The sequence below is a fragment of the Streptomyces sp. NPDC052109 genome (assembly GCF_040680195.1).
Taxonomy (GTDB): Bacteria; Actinomycetota; Actinomycetes; order Streptomycetales; family Streptomycetaceae; genus Streptomyces.
On sequence record NZ_JBFAWF010000028.1, the window covers coordinates 98,035 to 113,554 of the forward strand.

The 15,520-nt window shown below is 67.6% G+C and carries 12 protein-coding genes and 1 pseudogene; 7 read left to right on the forward strand and 6 right to left on the reverse strand.

Annotation, left to right across the window (positions count from 1 at the left end; translation table 11 throughout):
• The first annotated feature begins 119 nt into the window (after positions 1-119).
• Positions 120-2,258, forward strand: a complete 2,139-nt coding sequence (locus AB0L59_RS36940) for a prolyl oligopeptidase family serine peptidase (RefSeq protein WP_365591182.1) — start codon at positions 120-122, stop codon at positions 2,256-2,258.
• Between the two features lie 116 nt (positions 2,259-2,374).
• Here AB0L59_RS36940 and AB0L59_RS36945 read toward each other — a convergent pair whose 3' ends face one another.
• The 5 genes from AB0L59_RS36945 to AB0L59_RS36965 are packed head-to-tail and all read right to left on the reverse strand — an operon-like array spanning position 2,375 to position 7,929.
• Complete coding sequence (locus AB0L59_RS36945) at positions 2,375-3,436, reverse strand: dipeptide ABC transporter ATP-binding protein (protein ID WP_365591183.1); 1,062 nt, start codon at positions 3,434-3,436, stop codon at positions 2,375-2,377.
• Positions 3,420-4,403 (reverse strand): ABC transporter ATP-binding protein, encoded by a 984-nt coding sequence (locus tag AB0L59_RS36950; protein ID WP_365591185.1) that lies wholly within the window; start codon positions 4,401-4,403, stop codon positions 3,420-3,422. The genes AB0L59_RS36945 and AB0L59_RS36950 overlap by 17 nt, the downstream gene beginning before the upstream one ends.
• A gap of 7 nt (positions 4,404-4,410) precedes the next feature.
• Positions 4,411-5,391, reverse strand: a complete 981-nt coding sequence (locus AB0L59_RS36955; protein ID WP_365591187.1) for an ABC transporter permease — start codon at positions 5,389-5,391, stop codon at positions 4,411-4,413.
• Positions 5,384-6,304, reverse strand: a complete 921-nt coding sequence (locus AB0L59_RS36960; RefSeq protein ID WP_365591188.1) for an ABC transporter permease — start codon at positions 6,302-6,304, stop codon at positions 5,384-5,386. Before AB0L59_RS36960 ends, AB0L59_RS36955 begins: the two co-directional genes overlap by 8 nt.
• A gap of 5 nt (positions 6,305-6,309) precedes the next feature.
• Entirely contained in the window at positions 6,310-7,929 is a 1,620-nt protein-coding gene (locus AB0L59_RS36965; RefSeq protein WP_365591189.1) for an ABC transporter substrate-binding protein, read from the reverse strand.
• A 466-nt stretch (positions 7,930-8,395) separates the two neighbouring features.
• Here AB0L59_RS36965 and AB0L59_RS36970 point away from each other — a divergent pair, with 466 nt between their 5' ends.
• From AB0L59_RS36970 to AB0L59_RS36995, 6 genes are all read left to right on the forward strand, one after another.
• Positions 8,396-9,424, forward strand: coding sequence for an ABC transporter permease (locus AB0L59_RS36970; RefSeq protein ID WP_365591191.1), 1,029 nt, complete (start codon positions 8,396-8,398; stop codon positions 9,422-9,424).
• 74 nt (positions 9,425-9,498) lie between these two features.
• Positions 9,499-11,280, forward strand: a complete 1,782-nt coding sequence (locus tag AB0L59_RS36975; RefSeq protein ID WP_365591193.1) for an ABC transporter substrate-binding protein — start codon at positions 9,499-9,501, stop codon at positions 11,278-11,280.
• 82 nt (positions 11,281-11,362) lie between these two features.
• On the forward strand, positions 11,363-12,343 hold the full coding sequence (locus tag AB0L59_RS36980) for an ABC transporter permease (protein ID WP_365591194.1): 981 nt from the start codon (positions 11,363-11,365) through the stop codon (positions 12,341-12,343).
• 12 nt (positions 12,344-12,355) lie between these two features.
• Complete coding sequence (locus AB0L59_RS36985) at positions 12,356-13,381, forward strand: ABC transporter ATP-binding protein (RefSeq protein WP_365591196.1); 1,026 nt, start codon at positions 12,356-12,358, stop codon at positions 13,379-13,381.
• A gap of 26 nt (positions 13,382-13,407) precedes the next feature.
• On the forward strand, positions 13,408-14,451 hold the full coding sequence (locus tag AB0L59_RS36990; RefSeq protein WP_365591197.1) for a dipeptide ABC transporter ATP-binding protein: 1,044 nt from the start codon (positions 13,408-13,410) through the stop codon (positions 14,449-14,451).
• Between the two features lie 255 nt (positions 14,452-14,706).
• The gene (locus AB0L59_RS36995) at positions 14,707-15,186 is read left to right on the forward strand and encodes a ricin-type beta-trefoil lectin domain protein (RefSeq protein ID WP_365591199.1); all 480 of its coding nucleotides are present in this window, start codon (positions 14,707-14,709) and stop codon (positions 15,184-15,186) included.
• Positions 15,187-15,293: 107 nt separating this feature from the next.
• Here AB0L59_RS36995 and AB0L59_RS37000 read toward each other — a convergent pair.
• Positions 15,294-15,520 (reverse strand): annotated as a pseudogene (locus tag AB0L59_RS37000) (hypothetical protein); the annotation flags it as partial.

Here is a 15,520-nt window from a genome sequence, read left to right on the forward strand (position 1 = left end):
ATCAATGCAGACGCCGGCAGGTTCATACCCACACAGCGGTAGTGATCATAACTATCCGTGCTCGCGCATCGCGCGGCGCACAGCCGCACAAGGGGGCGCATGGCCAATATGGTCGGGGTATGACGACCGAGTCTGACTCCTTCCCCCGTCGGCACGCCCGGACGCAGCGGTTCACGCTCGGCGCGCCGCGCGCGTTCACCGTGGCACCCGACGGCTCCCGTGTCGCGTTCCTGCGCTCCGGCTCCGGCAGCGACCGGGCCAACTCCCTGTGGGTCATGGATCTCCCAGGGGGCGAAGAGCGCCTGGCGGCCAGTCCGGACGCCCTCCTCGGCGGCGCCCGCGAAGAACTCTCGACCGAGGAGCGGGCGCGCCGCGAGCGCAGCCGGGAGGGAGGCGCCGGCATCGTCGGCTATGCCACCGACGCGGCCCTGGAGTTGGCGGCTTTCGCCTTGTCAGGGCGGCTTTTCACGGCCGAGTTGCGGGCCGGCACCACGCGTGAACTCCGCGTCCCGGGGCCGGTGATCGACCCGCGCCCCTCCCCCGACGGCCGGCACATCGCGTACGTCTCACGGGGCGCGCTGCGGGTCGCGGGCGCCGAGGGCGAGGACGACCGGGCGCTCGCGGAGCCGGAGCCCACGGCAGGACCGGGGCAGGTGACCTATGGCCTGGCCGAGTTCATCGCGGCCGAGGAGATGGCGCGTTCGCGGGGCTTCTGGTGGGCGCCGGACGGGAGCCGGCTGCTCGTGGCGCGCGTGGACGACACGCCGGTGCGGCGGTGGTGGATCGCGGACCCGGCCCGCCCGGAGCGTGAGCCACTCAACATCGCGTATCCGGCGGCGGGCACGCCGAACGCGGAGGTACGGCTGTTCCTGCTCGGCCTCGACGGGGCGCGCACGGAGGTGGCGTGGGACCGGGACCGCTATCCGTATCTGGCCCGTGTGCACTGGTCAGCGGCGGGTGCGCCGCTGTTGCTGGTGCAGGCGCGGGACCAGCGCAGCCAGCTGTTCCTGGCGGTGGACCCGGACACCGGGGCGACCCGCATGGTACACGCGGACGAAGATCCAAGTTGGCTTGAACTGTTCGCCGGAGTGCCCTGCTGGAGTCCCTCCGGGCAGCTTGTGCGCATCGCGGACGAGGGCGGCGCACGGGTCCTCACGGTCGGCGAACGGCCTTTGACCAGCGGTCAGTTGCACATCCGGGCGGTGCTGGACGTGGGCGCTGACGACGTGCTGGTTTCCGCCTCGGCAGGCACGGAGGCGCAGGATCCGGAGATCGGCGAGGTCCACGTGTACCGGGTGAACGAGCTGGGCGTGGAACGAGTGTCGCGGGAGCCCGGCGTGCACACGGCGGTGCGCGCGGGGAGCGTGACGGTGCTCGTGTCCGCGACGCCGGACAGCCCGGGCACCCGTGTCCAGGTGCTGCATGACGGAAAACAGGCGGCGACTGTCCGCTCGCACGCCGAAGATCCCGGTATGTCCCCTCGGGTGACCCTCACCCTGGGGGGCGCACGCCGAATTCCGTGCGCCGTGCTTATGCCGCGGGACTACCCCGGTGACACTCCCCTGCCCGTGCTCATGGACCCCTACGGCGGCCCGCACGGTCAGCGGGTGCTCGCCGCCCACAACGCCCACCTCACCTCCCAGTGGTTCGCCGACCAGGGGTTCGCGGTGATCGTGGCCGACGGCCGGGGCACCCCGGGGCACTCGCCGGCCTGGGAGAAGTCCGTTCGGGACGACCTGGCGGCCACCGTACTGGAGGACCAGGTGGACGCGCTGCACGCGCTCGCCGGGGAGCACCCGCTGGACCTGGACCGGGTGGCCATCCGCGGCTGGTCGTTCGGCGGTTATCTGGCGGCGCTCGCAGTGCTGCGCCGCCCTGACGTCTTCCACGCGGCGGTGGTCGGCGCCCCGGTGACCGACCTGCGGCTGTACGACACCCACTACCAGGAGCGCTACCTCGGTCATCCGGAGGAGCAGCCGGAGGTCTACCGCCGCAACTCGGTGATCGACGACGCGGGTCTGGTCGACCCTGCCGAGCCGCACCGCCCGATGATGATCATCCACGGGCTGGCGGACGACAACGTGGTCGTCGCCCACTCCCTGCGGCTGTCCTCCGCCCTGCTCGCCGCGGGCCGCCCGCACGAGGTCCTGCCGCTGTCCGGGGTGACGCACATGACCCCGCAGGAGACCGTCGCGGAGAACCTGCTGCGACTGCAGCTCGACTTCCTCCGGCGTGCACTGCCACACCGGCACAAATGACCGTCAACCGCGTTAACACGCAGGCAACTTCGTGGAAGCGGTACCGATATACGGACACGCGAGGCTGATCGGCGTACGGCCGTGCGGGTGCCGTGAACGGGCCGGGGTGCGCCATGTCATCCCGGCCCGTTGCCGTACTCCCCCTCCACCGGAACCACCCGCATCTCCTCAGCGAAGTGACAGGCCGAGGGGTGGGCCGCGGGCCCGGACGTGTCGCGGAAGACGGCCGGCACGGCGAGGGCCGGCACCTCGCGGGCGCAGCGCTCCTGCGCCTTCCAGCAGCGGGTGCGGAAGCGGCAGCCGGAGGGGATGTTCGTCGGCGACGGCACGTCTCCGCTGAGGATGATCCGCTCACGGTGTTCGCGGACCCGGGGGTCCGGAACCGGGACCGCCGAGAGGAGAGCCTGGGTGTAGGGGTGCGTGGGATGGTCGTAGATCTCGGCGTCCCGGCCCGTCTCCACGATCCGGCCGAGGTACATGACGCCGACCCGGTCGGAGATGTGCCGGACGATGGACAGGTCGTGCGCGATGAAGACGTAGGAGAGGTCGAACTCCGACTGGAGGCGGTCCAGCAGGTTGATCACCTGGGCCTGGACCGAGACGTCCAGCGCGGACACCGGTTCGTCGGCGACGATCACCTCCGGGCGCAGCGCCAACCCCCTGGCGATGCCGATGCGTTGGCGCTGGCCGCCGGAGAACTGGTGCGGATAGCGGTTGACGTACTCCGGGTTCAGGCCGACCACGTCGAGCAGCTCCTGGACCCTGCGGCGGCGGTCGCCCCGGGGCGCGGCCTCGGGGTGGATGTCGTACGGCTCCCCGACGATGTCGCCGACCGTCATCCGGGGGTTGAGGGAGGTGTACGGGTCCTGGAAGACCATCTGGATGTTGCGGCGCACCGCCTTCAGGGCCCTGCCGGACAGCTTGGTGATGTCCTCGCCCTTGAACCGGATGAACCCGGCCGTCGGCCGTTCCAGATTGCAGAGCATCTTGGCGACCGTCGACTTGCCGCAGCCCGACTCGCCGACGATGCCGAGGGTTTCGCCCCGGCCGAGGGTGAAGTCGACGCCGTCCACGGCCTTCACCGAGCCGATCTGCTTCTTGAAGAGGATGCCCCGGGTCAGCGGGTAGTGCTTGACGAGCCCGCCGACCTCAAGGATCGGCTCAGCGGTCGCGGTCATCAAGGCACTCCCTCCAGAAGTGGCAGGCGCTGCCGCGGGTGCCGGAGACCTCGTACAGCGGAGGTTCGTCGGTGCGGCAGACGGCCTTCGCCATCGGGCAGCGGGGGTGGAAGGAGCAGCCCGGCGGGATGTTCATCGGGTTCGGCGGCAGGCCCTGGATGGCGTAGAGCTCCTGTCCCTTCTGGTCCAGTCGCGGGATGGAGTCCAGCAGGCCGCGGGTGTAGGGGTGGGCGGGCGCCTTGTAGATGTCGTGCACCGGGGCCGACTCGACGATCTTCCCGGCGTACATCACGGCGATCCGGTCGGCGACATCGGCGACGACCCCGAGATCGTGGGTGATGAGGATGAGCCCCATGTGGTACTCGCGCTGCAACTCCGCGAGCAGGTCCATGACCTGGGCCTGCACGGTGACGTCGAGGGCGGTGGTGGGTTCGTCGGCGATGATCAGCGCCGGTTCCAGGGCCAGCGCCATGGCGATCATGATGCGCTGGCGCATGCCGCCGGAGAACTGGTGGGGATAGTCCCGCACCCGCTGGGCGGCGGCCGGGATGCGCACCCGCTCCATCAGCTCCACGGCCCTGCCCCGCGCGTCCTTCTTCGACATCCCGCGGTGCACGACGAACATCTCGCCCAGCTGGTCTCCCACGGAGAGGACGGGGTTGAGGGCCGACAGGGCGTCCTGGAAGATCATCGCCATCCCGGCGCCCCGGATCTTCCGCCGTTCCTCTTCCTTCAGCTTCAGCAGGTCCCGCCCTTGGAACAGGATCTGCCCGCCGGCGATCCGCCCGGGCGGCATGTCGAGGATCCCCATCACGGCCTGCGCGGTCACCGACTTGCCCGAGCCCGACTCCCCGAGCACGGCGAGCGTCTCCCCCGCGTCGACCTCGTAACTCACCCCGTTGACGGCATGCGCGAACCCGTCCCGGGTCCGGAACTCCACGTGCAGGTCCCGCACTTCGAGCAGCACGCCGCCCTCACCTCAACTTCGGGTCCAGGGCGTCGCGGACCGCGTCGCCGAGCATGATGAAGGCCAGCACCGTGACGGCCAGGGCGCCCGAGGGCCACAGCAGGGCGTGGGGGGCGTTGCGGATGTACGGGGAGGCGGCGGAGATGTCGATGCCCCAGGAGACGCTGGGCGGTTTCAGTCCCACGCCGAGGTACGACAGCGTCGCCTCCAGGGCGATGTAGGTGCCGAGGGCGATGGTCGCCACCACGATCACCGGTGCCACGGCGTTGGGCGCGATGTGGCGCAGCAGGATGCGGGAGTCCGAGGCGCCGAGGGCGCGGGCGGCCTGGACGTAGTCGTTCTGCTTGGCGGTGATGACCGAGCCGCGCGCGATGCGGGCGATCTGCGGCCAGCCGAGCAGCACCATGAAGCCGATGACCGGCCAGACGGTGTTGCTGGTCACCACGGAGAGCAGGACCAGACCGCCCAGGACGACCGGGATGGCGAAGAAGATGTCGGTGATCCGGGACAGGATCGAGTCCCAGACGCCGCCGAAGTAACCTGCCAGGGAGCCCAGCACCGACCCGAGCACGGCCACGCCGAGCGTCGCGAGCACACCCACCGTGACGGACGTACGGGCGCCGTACACCGTGCGGGTGTAGACGTTGCAGCCCTGGCCGTCGTAGCCGAACGGCGCTCCCGCCCCCGGACCGTCCTGGGCCCTGGCCAGGTCGCACTTCAGAGGGCTGCCGGAGGCGATCGCCGAGGGCCACAGGGAGATGAGGACCAGGAAGAGGATGACCACGGCGGAGATCAGGAAGACCGGGTTGCGGCGCAGGTCACGCCAGGCGTCGGACCAGAGGGAGCGCGGCCTGCCCACCGGTCCCGTGCCCCCGGGGCCGCCGGGCGTCCGGTCCAGCGTGGCGGCCTCGCTCGCTCCGAGGTCCATCGCGCCGCCCATGCCGGTCCCGGCGATCGCGCCCTGGTTCTTGTACGGCTGTTCAGGCATAGCGGATCCTCGGGTCGAGTACGGCGTACAGGAGGTCGACGAGGAGGTTGGCGACGAGGAAGACCAGGACGAGGACGGTCACGAAGCCGACGACCGTCTGGGTGTTCTGGCGCAGGATGCCCTGGTAGAGCTGGAAGCCGACGCCGTGGATGTTGAAGATCCGCTCGGTGGCGATCGCGCCGCCCATCAGCGCGCCGATGTCGGCGCCGATGAAGGTGACCACGGGGATGAGCGAGTTGCGCAGCAGGTGCCGGACGATCACCCGGCGCCGGGGCAGGCCCTTGGCGATCGCGGTGCGGACGTAGTCGGCCCGCCTGTTCTCCGCGATGGCGGTGCGGGTGAGCCGGGTGACGTAGGCGAGGGAGACGGAGGCGAGGACCAGGCCGGGCACGATCAGCTCGTCGTAGCTTCCGTAGCGCACGGACGGACTGATCCACTGCCACCTGATGCCGAGCAGCAGCTGGAGCAGCAGACCGGTGACGAAGGTGGGCACGGAGATCACCACCAGGGTGGCCAGCAGGACGCCGGTGTCGGCGGGCCGGCCGCGCCGCATGCCCGTCAGCACCCCCAGCGACACGCCGACGACGATCTCGAAGAGGATGGCGACGATCGTGAGCCGGATCGTGACGGGGAACGACGCTCCCATCAGCTCGGTGACCTTCTGGCCGTTGAAGGCGGTGCCGAAGTCGCCGGTGAACAGGTTGCCCATGTAGGTCGCGTACTGCTGCCAGAGCGGCTTGTCCAAGCCGAACTCCCGCTTCAGCTGGGCGGCCGTGGCGGGGTCGCAGGCCCGCTCGCCGCACAGGCCGGCGATGGGGTCGCCCATCACGTTCACCATCAGGAAGATCAGCAGCGTCGACCCGATGAACACCGGGATCATCTGGAGCAGCCGCCGCGCGACATAGCGCCCCATGGGGATCAGCCGACCTTGATCTCGTTGTAGACCGGCACGCTGAAGGGGTCGAGCGCCACATGGGAGAGCCGGGAGGCGTAGCCGGCGCTGCCGTTCTGGTACCAGAGCGGAATGGCCGCCATGTTGTCGCGGACGACACCCTCGGCCTGCTGGAAGAGGCGGATGGCCCTGGTCCGCTCGGTCTCGGCGTTGGCCCGGTCGACGAGCCGGTCGAACTGCCGGTTGGACCACTTGCCGTCGTTGGAGGAGGCGTCCGTGTAGTACAGCGGCTGCAGGAAGTTCTGGATCAACGGGTAGTCCATCTGCCAGCCGGCCCGGAAGGGACCGGTCATCTTGTGCTGCCCGATCTGGTTGCGGAAGTCGGCGAAGGTGCCGACCGGGTTGCCCACGCAGGCCTTGTCGTTGCCGAGCGCGTTGTTGATGGAGTTGCACACGGCGTCCACCCATTGCTTGTGCGAGCCGGTGTCCGCGTTGTAGGTGATCTTCAGCTGGCCGCCGGGGATCCCGCCGCCCTCCCCGATGAGCTTCTTGGCCTGGGCGGGGTCGTACGCGCAGACGTGGCCGCACAGCCCGGCCTGGTAGCCGCCGGCCACGCCGAGGACGGGGGAGGTCCAGTCGGTGGCGGGGGTGCGGGTGTTCCGGAAGATGGTCTCGGTGATCTGCTTGCGGTTGATCGCCATGGACAGGCCCGTGCGGACCTTCCGTGCCCCGCTGGTGTTCCACATCGGGTCGTAGTAGGGGAAGGCCAGGGTCTGCAGGATGCCGGCCGGGGTGTTGATGTAGCGGCCGTTCAGGTCGGTCTCGACGTTCTTGAGCTGGCTGGCCGGCACGTCGTCGACCAGGTCGAGGTTGCCGGCCAGCACGTCGGTGTACGCGGTGTTGTTGTCCGTGTACACCAGGAGGGTCACGCCGGCGTTCCGGGCCTTGTCCGGGCCGGGATAGGCGTCCCACTTCTTCAGGGCCATGGCGGAGCCCTTGGTGTACGAGTCGATGAGGTAGGGCCCGTTGCCGACCGGTTTCTTCAGCCAGGCGGCGTGGTCGGTGAAGAAGGCGCGGGGCAGCGGGGCGTAGGCCGCGTAGCCCAGGGTGTCGGGGAAGCTGGAGAACTTCTGGTTGAGGGTGACGGTGAACGTCCTGGGACCGGTCACCCGGAGCCCGGACAGGGTGTCGGCCGTCTGCTCGCCGCTGTCGGGGTGGACCTTGTCGTAGCCCTCGATGTAGCCGAAGAAGTACGCGTTCTTCTGGTTGTTCCGCAGGCTCGCCCCGTAGTTCCAGGCGTCCACGAACGACCGGGCGGTGACCGGTTCGCCGTTGCTGAACTTCCAGCCGTTTCTGACGGTGACGTCGAAGTGCCGGGAGTCCGAGGTGTGGATGCGCTCGGCGAGCCAGTTCTGGGCCTTGCCGGTCCTCGGGTCGTACTTCTTCAGCCCCCGGAAGATCATGTCGAGGACCTTGCCGCCCTGGACCTCGTTGGTGTTGGCGGGCTCCAGCGGGTTCTGCGGGTCGCCCCAGGAGGAGGTCAGCACCCCGGCACCGCCGAATCCCCCGCTGTCCCCGCAACCGCTCGCCAACAGGCCCGCGGCGATCGCGCAGGCGGCCCATCGGGCGTGCGTGACTCCCCGCATGGCCGCCTCCTCCGCGATCACTGATGCGATACCGGCAAATATCTGCTGATATGACGCATCCCGCACGCCCGCCATGAGATTGGGGCGCCTTTCGGGGGACGCGTCATCCGAATGCAGGCACCTGCCGCGGCAGGCTCCGACGATCTTGCACGGAGAGCGCAACAGATCTTCACGGAACGATGCCGAAACGTTGGATTGGGACGTTCCGATGTACGCATTTCGGCACCTCGGCGTCCGCATAACGAACCCTCTGACCGATTAATCCGATTAGTCCGACATAAAGCACGGATTGATTACAGCACGCTACCCGCGTAGCTACAGAAGTATCAAGACGAGGTAAAGAACGTAAAGACGCAGCCAAGGCGGACCAGAATTTATTGACCCTGCATGAATTGCGTTGAAAAAGTCCGGCGTAGCCCGTAGGGGAGCGCCCTGCGGAGCCTTGACCCACAAGGCACGGAGCATCATGACCCCCCCAACCCCTTCCTCAGCCGCCCCACTCGAGGTGACCAAAGAGGACAGCGCCGCATCGGCGAAGCCCGTCAACCCGAAGGGCGCCGAGAGCCGCTCTCCGGGACGGCTGGCCTGGACCCGCTTCAAGCGTGACCGGACGGGCGTCATATCCGCCTTTGTGGTGATCTTCTTCTTCGTCGTGGGCATCGGCGCACCGCTGATCGCCAAGCTGTACGGGAAGGACCCGTACACCACGTACGGCATGAACATCCCGGGCCTGTTCAACGAGTTCAACTACCCGGTCAAGCCCAACGGTGGCATCAGCTCCGACTTCTGGTTCGGCATCGAGCCGCAGCTGGGGCGGGACGTCTTCACCTTCCTGCTCTACGGCATCCGCAACTCACTGCTGATCGCCACCGCTGCCGCCCTGCTGACGACCCTCCTCGGCGTCGTCATCGGCATCACCGCCGGCTACCTGGGCGGCAAGACGGACTACCTCGTCGGCCGGGTCATCGACATCCTGCTGGCGTTCCCGCAGACGCTGTTCTTCATCGCCTTCTGGCCCGTGGTCATGCTGATCTTCGTCAAGCCCACGGACAACACTCCGGTGTGGCTGACCGTCGCCAGCCTGATCATCGTGATGACGGTCTTCGGCTGGGCCTCCATCGCCCGTCTGCTGCGCGGCGAGGTGCTCGCCCTGCGTGAGCGGGAGTTCGTGGAAGCGGCCAAGGTCACCGGGGCCTCGCCGGCCCGGATCATCTTCAAGGAACTGCTGCCCAACCTGTGGACGCCGATCCTCATCCAGGCAACGCTCCTCCTCCCGACCTATGTCACCGCGGAAGCGGGTCTGGCCTTCCTCGGCGTCGGTCTGCAGAACCCCACCCCCGACTGGGGCGTGATGATCCAGAACGGCGCCAACGTCTACCAGAACGACATCACCTTCATGCTCTTCCCGGGCCTGTCCATGGTGATCTTCGTCGTCGCCTTCAACCTGCTCGGCGACTCGGTCCGCGACGCCCTGGACCCGAAGACCAAGCGCTGAGTTCCGCCCCGGCCCGGCGACGGGGCCCGGCCGGGGTCAAGCACCTCCTGTCATTTACTACGAACGGGTCAGCCATGTCTCTCTCCCGCAGAAACTTCGTCATCGCCACCACTGTCGCGGCCGCGGGCTCGACGCTCCTGTCCGCGTGCAGCAGCGGCGGCGGGGGCGGCAACGGCACCCCGAGCGCCGGCGCCACCAGCTACACGGGGGCCAAGGTCACCGTCGGCACGAAGGCCGACTCCACCGGCCCCGCTCCCGAGATCCCTGGTGCGAAGAAGGGCGGCACGATCTACGGCCTGGCGCCGGACGACTTCTCGCACCTGGACCCGCAGCGCATCTACTACGCGTACAACTCCACGGTCGCGCTGCTCCTGCACCGCTGCCTGACCGGTTACAAGATCGACTCTTCCGGTCACCAGAAGCTCGTCGGCGACCTGGCCACCGACACCGGCACCGCCTCCAAGGACAACAAGACCTGGACCTTCACGCTGAAGGAGGGTCTGAAGTGGGAGGACGGCAGCGAGCTGACCGTCGACGACGTCCGCCACGGCATCGAGCGCCTGTGGGCTCCGTTCATCACCGAGTCCGGCACCTACGTCCAGATGGCGCTGACCGGCAAGGGCGCCAAGTGGCGTGACGCCTATGAGGGTCCGTACAAGGGTAAGCACCTGGACTCGATCGTCACCGACAAGGCCAAGCGGACCATCACCTTCCACCTGGCCGAGCCGAAGCCGGACTTCAACTTCACCCTGGCGATGCACTCGTACGCCGCCACGTCCCCGAAGCTGGACACCAAGGAGAAGTACGACAAGCAGCCGGCCGCCTGTGGTCCGTACAAGATCAAGGCACACACCACAGACAAGTCGATGGTGCTCACCCGCAACAAGTACTGGGACCCGGCCACCGACTCGATCCGCAACGCCTACCCGGACGGATTCGAGTTCGACTTCGGTATCCAGATCCTCGACAGCACCGACCGCCTGATCGCCGACCAGGGCAACGACCAGTACGCGGTGTCGATCTACAAGGGTGTCCCGGCCGAGCGCATCCAGAAGGTGCTCACCGACCCGGAGCTGAAGAAGCGCACCTTCAACGGCCTGCTCACCGGCACCTATTACTACCCGATCAACACCAAGCGCGTCACTGACCTGAAGGTCCGTCAGGCCCTCATCCACGCCTGGCCGCTGCAGCAGATCCGGCAGATCTACGGCGGCCCGTCCGCCGGTGACATCGCGACCTCGATCCTCAGCCCGGACATCATCGGCTACGAGAAGTACGACCTCTACGGCAAGCTGACCAAGCCGCAGGGCGACCCGGCCAAGGCCAAGGCGCTGCTGAAGGAGGCCGGCAAGCTGGGTATGAAGATCGTCTACGCCTTCCCGCAGGACCCGACCTACCTCAAGACCAAGGTCGTCATCGAGAACGCGCTGAAGGCGGCGGGCTTCACCCCGGTCATGAAGCCGGTCGACTCCACGTCGTACTACGACCAGATCCAGCAGATCAACAACCAGTACGACGTGATGTGGTTCGGCTGGTCCCCGGACTGGCCCACCGCCTACACGATGATCGAGCCGCTGTTCGACGGCGCCGCCATCGGCAACGGCCAGAACAACGTCTCCCAGACGAACATCGGCTGGATCAACGACGCGATCAAGAAGAACGCGGTGATCGCGGACCAGACCGAGGCCGGCAAGGCCTGGGCCGCCCTGGACAAGAAGATCATGCAGGAGGTGGCGCCGATCATCCCCGAGACGTTCACCCGCCGCTTCTACGTGTACGGCTCGAAGGTGGGCGGTGCCCAGTTCGACCCGAACTTCTCCGCCACCCTGCTGTACAAGACCTTCGTGAAGGCCTGACGTACGGCCCCCTGGCGGGGCGGCCTAGGTGCCGCCCCGCCGTCTCACCCCCTACGGCATCCGTCAGGAAAACCCAACTGCCATGCTCCGCTTCCTCATCCGCCGGACCCTCGGCGCCGCTGTGATCCTGCTGATCATCAGCGCCCTGGTGTTCGTCCTGTTCTACGCCGCTCCGCGCGACCCCGCCCGCATCGCGTGCGGCAAGGTCTGCACCCCCGAGACCCTGGCCCTGGTGAAGAAGAACCTGGGGATCGACCACTCGCTCCCCGTGCAGTACTGGGACTGGCTCAAGGGCCTGTTCGTGGGGCGTGACTACACCTCCTTCGGGCACTGCGACGCGCCGTGCCTCGGCTACTCCTTCCAGAGCCGCGAGCCGGTCCTCTCCACCATCGAGGACCGCTTCCCGACCACGATCTCCCTGGCCCTCGGCAGCGCCGCGGTCTTCCTCCTCTTCGGTGTCGGCACCGGCATGCTGGCCGCAGTCAAGCAGGGCAAGCCCCTCGACAAGATCGCCAGCTCTGCCTCGCTGATCGCGTCCTCGATGCAGATCTACGTCGTCGGCGTCTTCGCCACGTACCTCCTCGTGGACCAGTGGCACCTGCTCGACCGTGCCAACTACACGCCGATCACCGACGACCCGGGCAAGTGGTTCATGGGTCTGCTGGTGCCCTGGCTGGTGCTGTCCCTGATCTTCACCGCCAACTACACCCGTATGACGCGCTCCCAGATGGTCGAGGCGCTCAGCGAGGACTACGTCCGCACGGCCCGCGCCAAGGGCCTCTCGCGGCGGACGGTGTTCTTCCGTTTCGCCTGGCGCGGCGCGATGGGCCCGATCATCACCATCTTCGGCCTCGACCTCGGCACGCTGCTCGGCGGCGCGATCATCACGGAGTCGACCTTCAGCCTGCAGGGCATCGGCATGCTCTCGGTGAAGGCGGTCAGCACCAACGACCTGCCGATGCTGCTCGGTGTCATCCTGGTCGCCGCGGCCGCGATCGTCATCTTCAACATCATCGTCGACGCCGTGTACGCCCTCATCGACCCGCGCGTGCGCCTCGCGTAAGGAGAGCGAACCATGAGCACCCCCTTCCTCTCCCTGCGCGACCTGAAGGTCCACTTCTCCACCGAGGACGGCATCGTCAAGGCCGTCGACGGGCTGTCGTTCGACCTGGAGAAGGGCAAGACCCTCGGCATCGTCGGCGAGTCCGGCTCCGGCAAGTCCGTCACCAACATGGCAATCCTGGGCCTGCACGACCCGCGCAACACCACGATGGACGGCGAGATCCTGCTCGACGGCAAGGAGCTGATCAGCGCCACCGAGTCCGAGCTGGAAAAGCTGCGCGGCAACAAGATGTCCATGATCTTCCAGGACGCGCTGGCCTCGCTCTCGCCGTACCACACCATCGGCGCGCAGATCGCCGAGACGTACCGCAAGCACACCGGCGTCTCCAAGAAGGAAGCCCGGGCCCGTGCGATCGAGATGCTCCGCCGTGTCGGCATCCCCCAGCCCGACACCCGCGTGGACGACTACCCGCACCAGTTCTCCGGCGGTATGCGCCAGCGCGCGATGATCGCCATGGCGCTGGTCTGCGACCCCGAGCTCCTGATCGCCGACGAGCCGACGACGGCCCTCGACGTGACGGTGCAGGCCCAGATCATGGACCTGCTGAAGGACCTCCAGCAGGAGTTCGGCACCGCGATCATCTTCATCACGCACGACCTCGGTGTCATCGCCGACATCGCGGACGACGTGCTCGTGATGTACGGCGGCCGGTGCGTGGAGCGGGGCACCAAGAGCGAGGTGCTGAGCAACCCGCAGCACCCCTACACGCTGGGTCTGCTCGGTTCCATGCCGAGCCTGGACGGTCCGGTCGACGTGCCGCTCTCGCCCATCCCCGGCTCCCCGCCCTCGCTGCTCAACCCGCCCTCCGGCTGCCGCTTCCACCCGCGCTGCGCGTTCGCCGAGAAGGTCGCGGGCGGCCTGTGCTCGACCGAGCGGCCGCAGCTCGACGTGGTCGACGGCCGTGGCTCCGCCTGCCACCTGACCTCGGAGCAGAAGCGGGAACTCTTCTCCGACTTCGCCGCGACCCGGCACCACTGACGGACACCAGACGGGACTTCACGACCATGAGCAACACGAACCCCCTCCTGGACGTCTCCGGGCTCACGAAGCACTTCCCGATCAAGGGCGGCTTCCCGATCCGGCGGACCGTCGGCGCGGTGCAGGCCGTGGACGGGCTGGACTTCCAGGTGGCCGAGGGCGAGAGCCTGGGCCTCGTCGGTGAGTCGGGCTGCGGCAAGTCGACCACGGGCCGGCTGATCACCCGCCTGCTGGAGCCGACCGGCGGAAAGATCACCTACCGCGGGCAGGACATCACGCACGCGGGCCGCAGGGACCTGGCGCCGATCCGCTCCGAGATCCAGATGATCTTCCAGGACCCCTACGCCTCGCTGAACCCGCGGCAGACGGTCGGCAAGATCATCTCGGGCCCGATGGAGATCAACGACATCAACCCGGCCGGCGGCCGCGAGAAGCGGGTCCGTGAACTGCTGGAGATCGTCGGTCTCAACCCGGAGCACTTCAACCGCTTCCCGCACGAGTTCTCCGGCGGCCAGCGCCAGCGCATCGGCGTGGCCCGCGCGCTGGCCCTGGAGCCGAAGCTGATCGTCGCCGACGAGCCGGTCTCGGCCCTGGACGTCTCCATCCAGGCCCAGGTCGTCAACCTGCTGCAGAAGGTGCAGAAGGAACTGGGCATCGCGTTCGTCTTCATCGCCCACGACCTCGCGATCGTCCGGCACTTCTCGCAGCGCGTCGCGGTCATGTACCTCGGCAAGATCGTCGAGATCGCCGACCGCGACGACCTGTACGGCAACCCGCGCCACCCGTACACGCGGGCCCTGCTCTCCGCCGTGCCCGAGGCCACGGTGGACGCGGAGCCGCGCGAGCGCATCCGCCTGGTCGGCGACGTGCCCTCCCCCATCAACCCGCCCTCCGGCTGCCGCTTCCGCACCCGCTGCTGGAAGGCGACGGAGAAGTGCGCGTCGGAAGCTCCGCCGCTGGTGCAGGTGGAGGGCAACAAGCCGGGCCACCTCACGGCGTGCCACTATCCTGAGACGGCGGACGCGATTCCCGCCCCGCGCCTCGCCAAGGACCCCGAGGCGGCGGCCTGACACACCCCTTTTCGTCAGCCGTCTCCTTGCGGAACGGACTTCACCGGCCCATTGACCCGAGCCCATGAACGTCCGCTCCAGGGAAAAAGGCCCGCGCCGCTCCAGGCGCGGGCCTTCTTCCTCGTCTGCCGGAAACCTGCCACACTTTGATCGCATGTCTCAGTTCTTGCTCAACTTTCTTGACTGTACGCCTACATGACAGGAATGATCAAACTGACAGTGAGTGACCAGTCACTGAAAGTTGGAGACATATCTGTGAAGTACATCAAGAAATCGGGGCTCGTTGTAGCCATCCTGGCGCTTGCCTTCTCGTTCCTGGGCCCGGCCTCGGCGGCCCAGGCCGCCCCAGGCCACACCTTCTACATCGTCAACAAGGACACGGGCAAGTGCCTGGAATGGAACGGCTACAACAAGAAGATCACCCAGGAGAAGTGCAAGAACACCCAGTGGCAGTGGTGGAACTACAAGTCCGCGAAGTTGTGCAATTACGTCTCCCCCGGTGGTGATTACTGCCTGGGTGACGCCGGTCGCGAGAAGCCCGTATACGGCCGGCAGTACTCCGACGCACCTCAGCTCTTCTACTCCAGCCTGAACCCGAACGCGCAGACCACCATCGGCGCTCTGCAGTGCGGCTACTTCAAGGTCGTCAACGGCAATGTCATGTGTGGCGCACGCATCTTGATCAACCACGGCCACAGCTATTCTCCGAAGATGATGTGGATCATCAAGTACTGACTCCGGCAGTCGGCGGACGGGACGGCATTGAGCCGCCAGATACCAGGGTTGAAGGCCCGCGTCTCCCGGCGATTTCTAGAGGTCGTCGCAATACGTGGTCGTGTTGATCAGGCCGCGAGCAGCTTATGCAGGCGCTCGGCCGGGGTTTCCCAGCCGAGCGTTTTGCGTGGTCGGCCGTTCAGCTCGGCAGCGACGGCGTCCGGGTGCTCGCGGGTGTGGACCGCGAGGTCGGTGCCCTTGGGTGCCTCTGTGTTTGTCAAGGTGTCTGGTGCGGTGGCGTAGGCTCGGTTTCGGCGGGTCCGGGAAGTGACTTGTCCGAAGAGTCGGCCGTCGG

Coding starts and splice junctions, on each gene's coding strand:
- AB0L59_RS36980 (WP_365591194.1), top strand. CDS start 11,363: ATGCTCCGCTTCCTCATCCGCCGGACCCTCGGCGCCGCTGTGATCCTG.
- AB0L59_RS36985 (WP_365591196.1), top strand. CDS start 12,356: ATGAGCACCCCCTTCCTCTCCCTGCGCGACCTGAAGGTCCACTTCTCC.
- AB0L59_RS36960 (WP_365591188.1), bottom strand. CDS start 6,304: ATGGGGCGCTATGTCGCGCGGCGGCTGCTCCAGATGATCCCGGTGTTC.
- AB0L59_RS36975 (WP_365591193.1), top strand. CDS start 9,499: ATGTCTCTCTCCCGCAGAAACTTCGTCATCGCCACCACTGTCGCGGCC.
- AB0L59_RS36945 (WP_365591183.1), bottom strand. CDS start 3,436: ATGACCGCGACCGCTGAGCCGATCCTTGAGGTCGGCGGGCTCGTCAAG.
- AB0L59_RS36965 (WP_365591189.1), bottom strand. CDS start 7,929: ATGCGGGGAGTCACGCACGCCCGATGGGCCGCCTGCGCGATCGCCGCG.
- AB0L59_RS36940 (WP_365591182.1), top strand. CDS start 120: ATGACGACCGAGTCTGACTCCTTCCCCCGTCGGCACGCCCGGACGCAG.
- AB0L59_RS36955 (WP_365591187.1), bottom strand. CDS start 5,391: ATGCCTGAACAGCCGTACAAGAACCAGGGCGCGATCGCCGGGACCGGC.
- AB0L59_RS36970 (WP_365591191.1), top strand. CDS start 8,396: ATGACCCCCCCAACCCCTTCCTCAGCCGCCCCACTCGAGGTGACCAAA.
- AB0L59_RS36990 (WP_365591197.1), top strand. CDS start 13,408: ATGAGCAACACGAACCCCCTCCTGGACGTCTCCGGGCTCACGAAGCAC.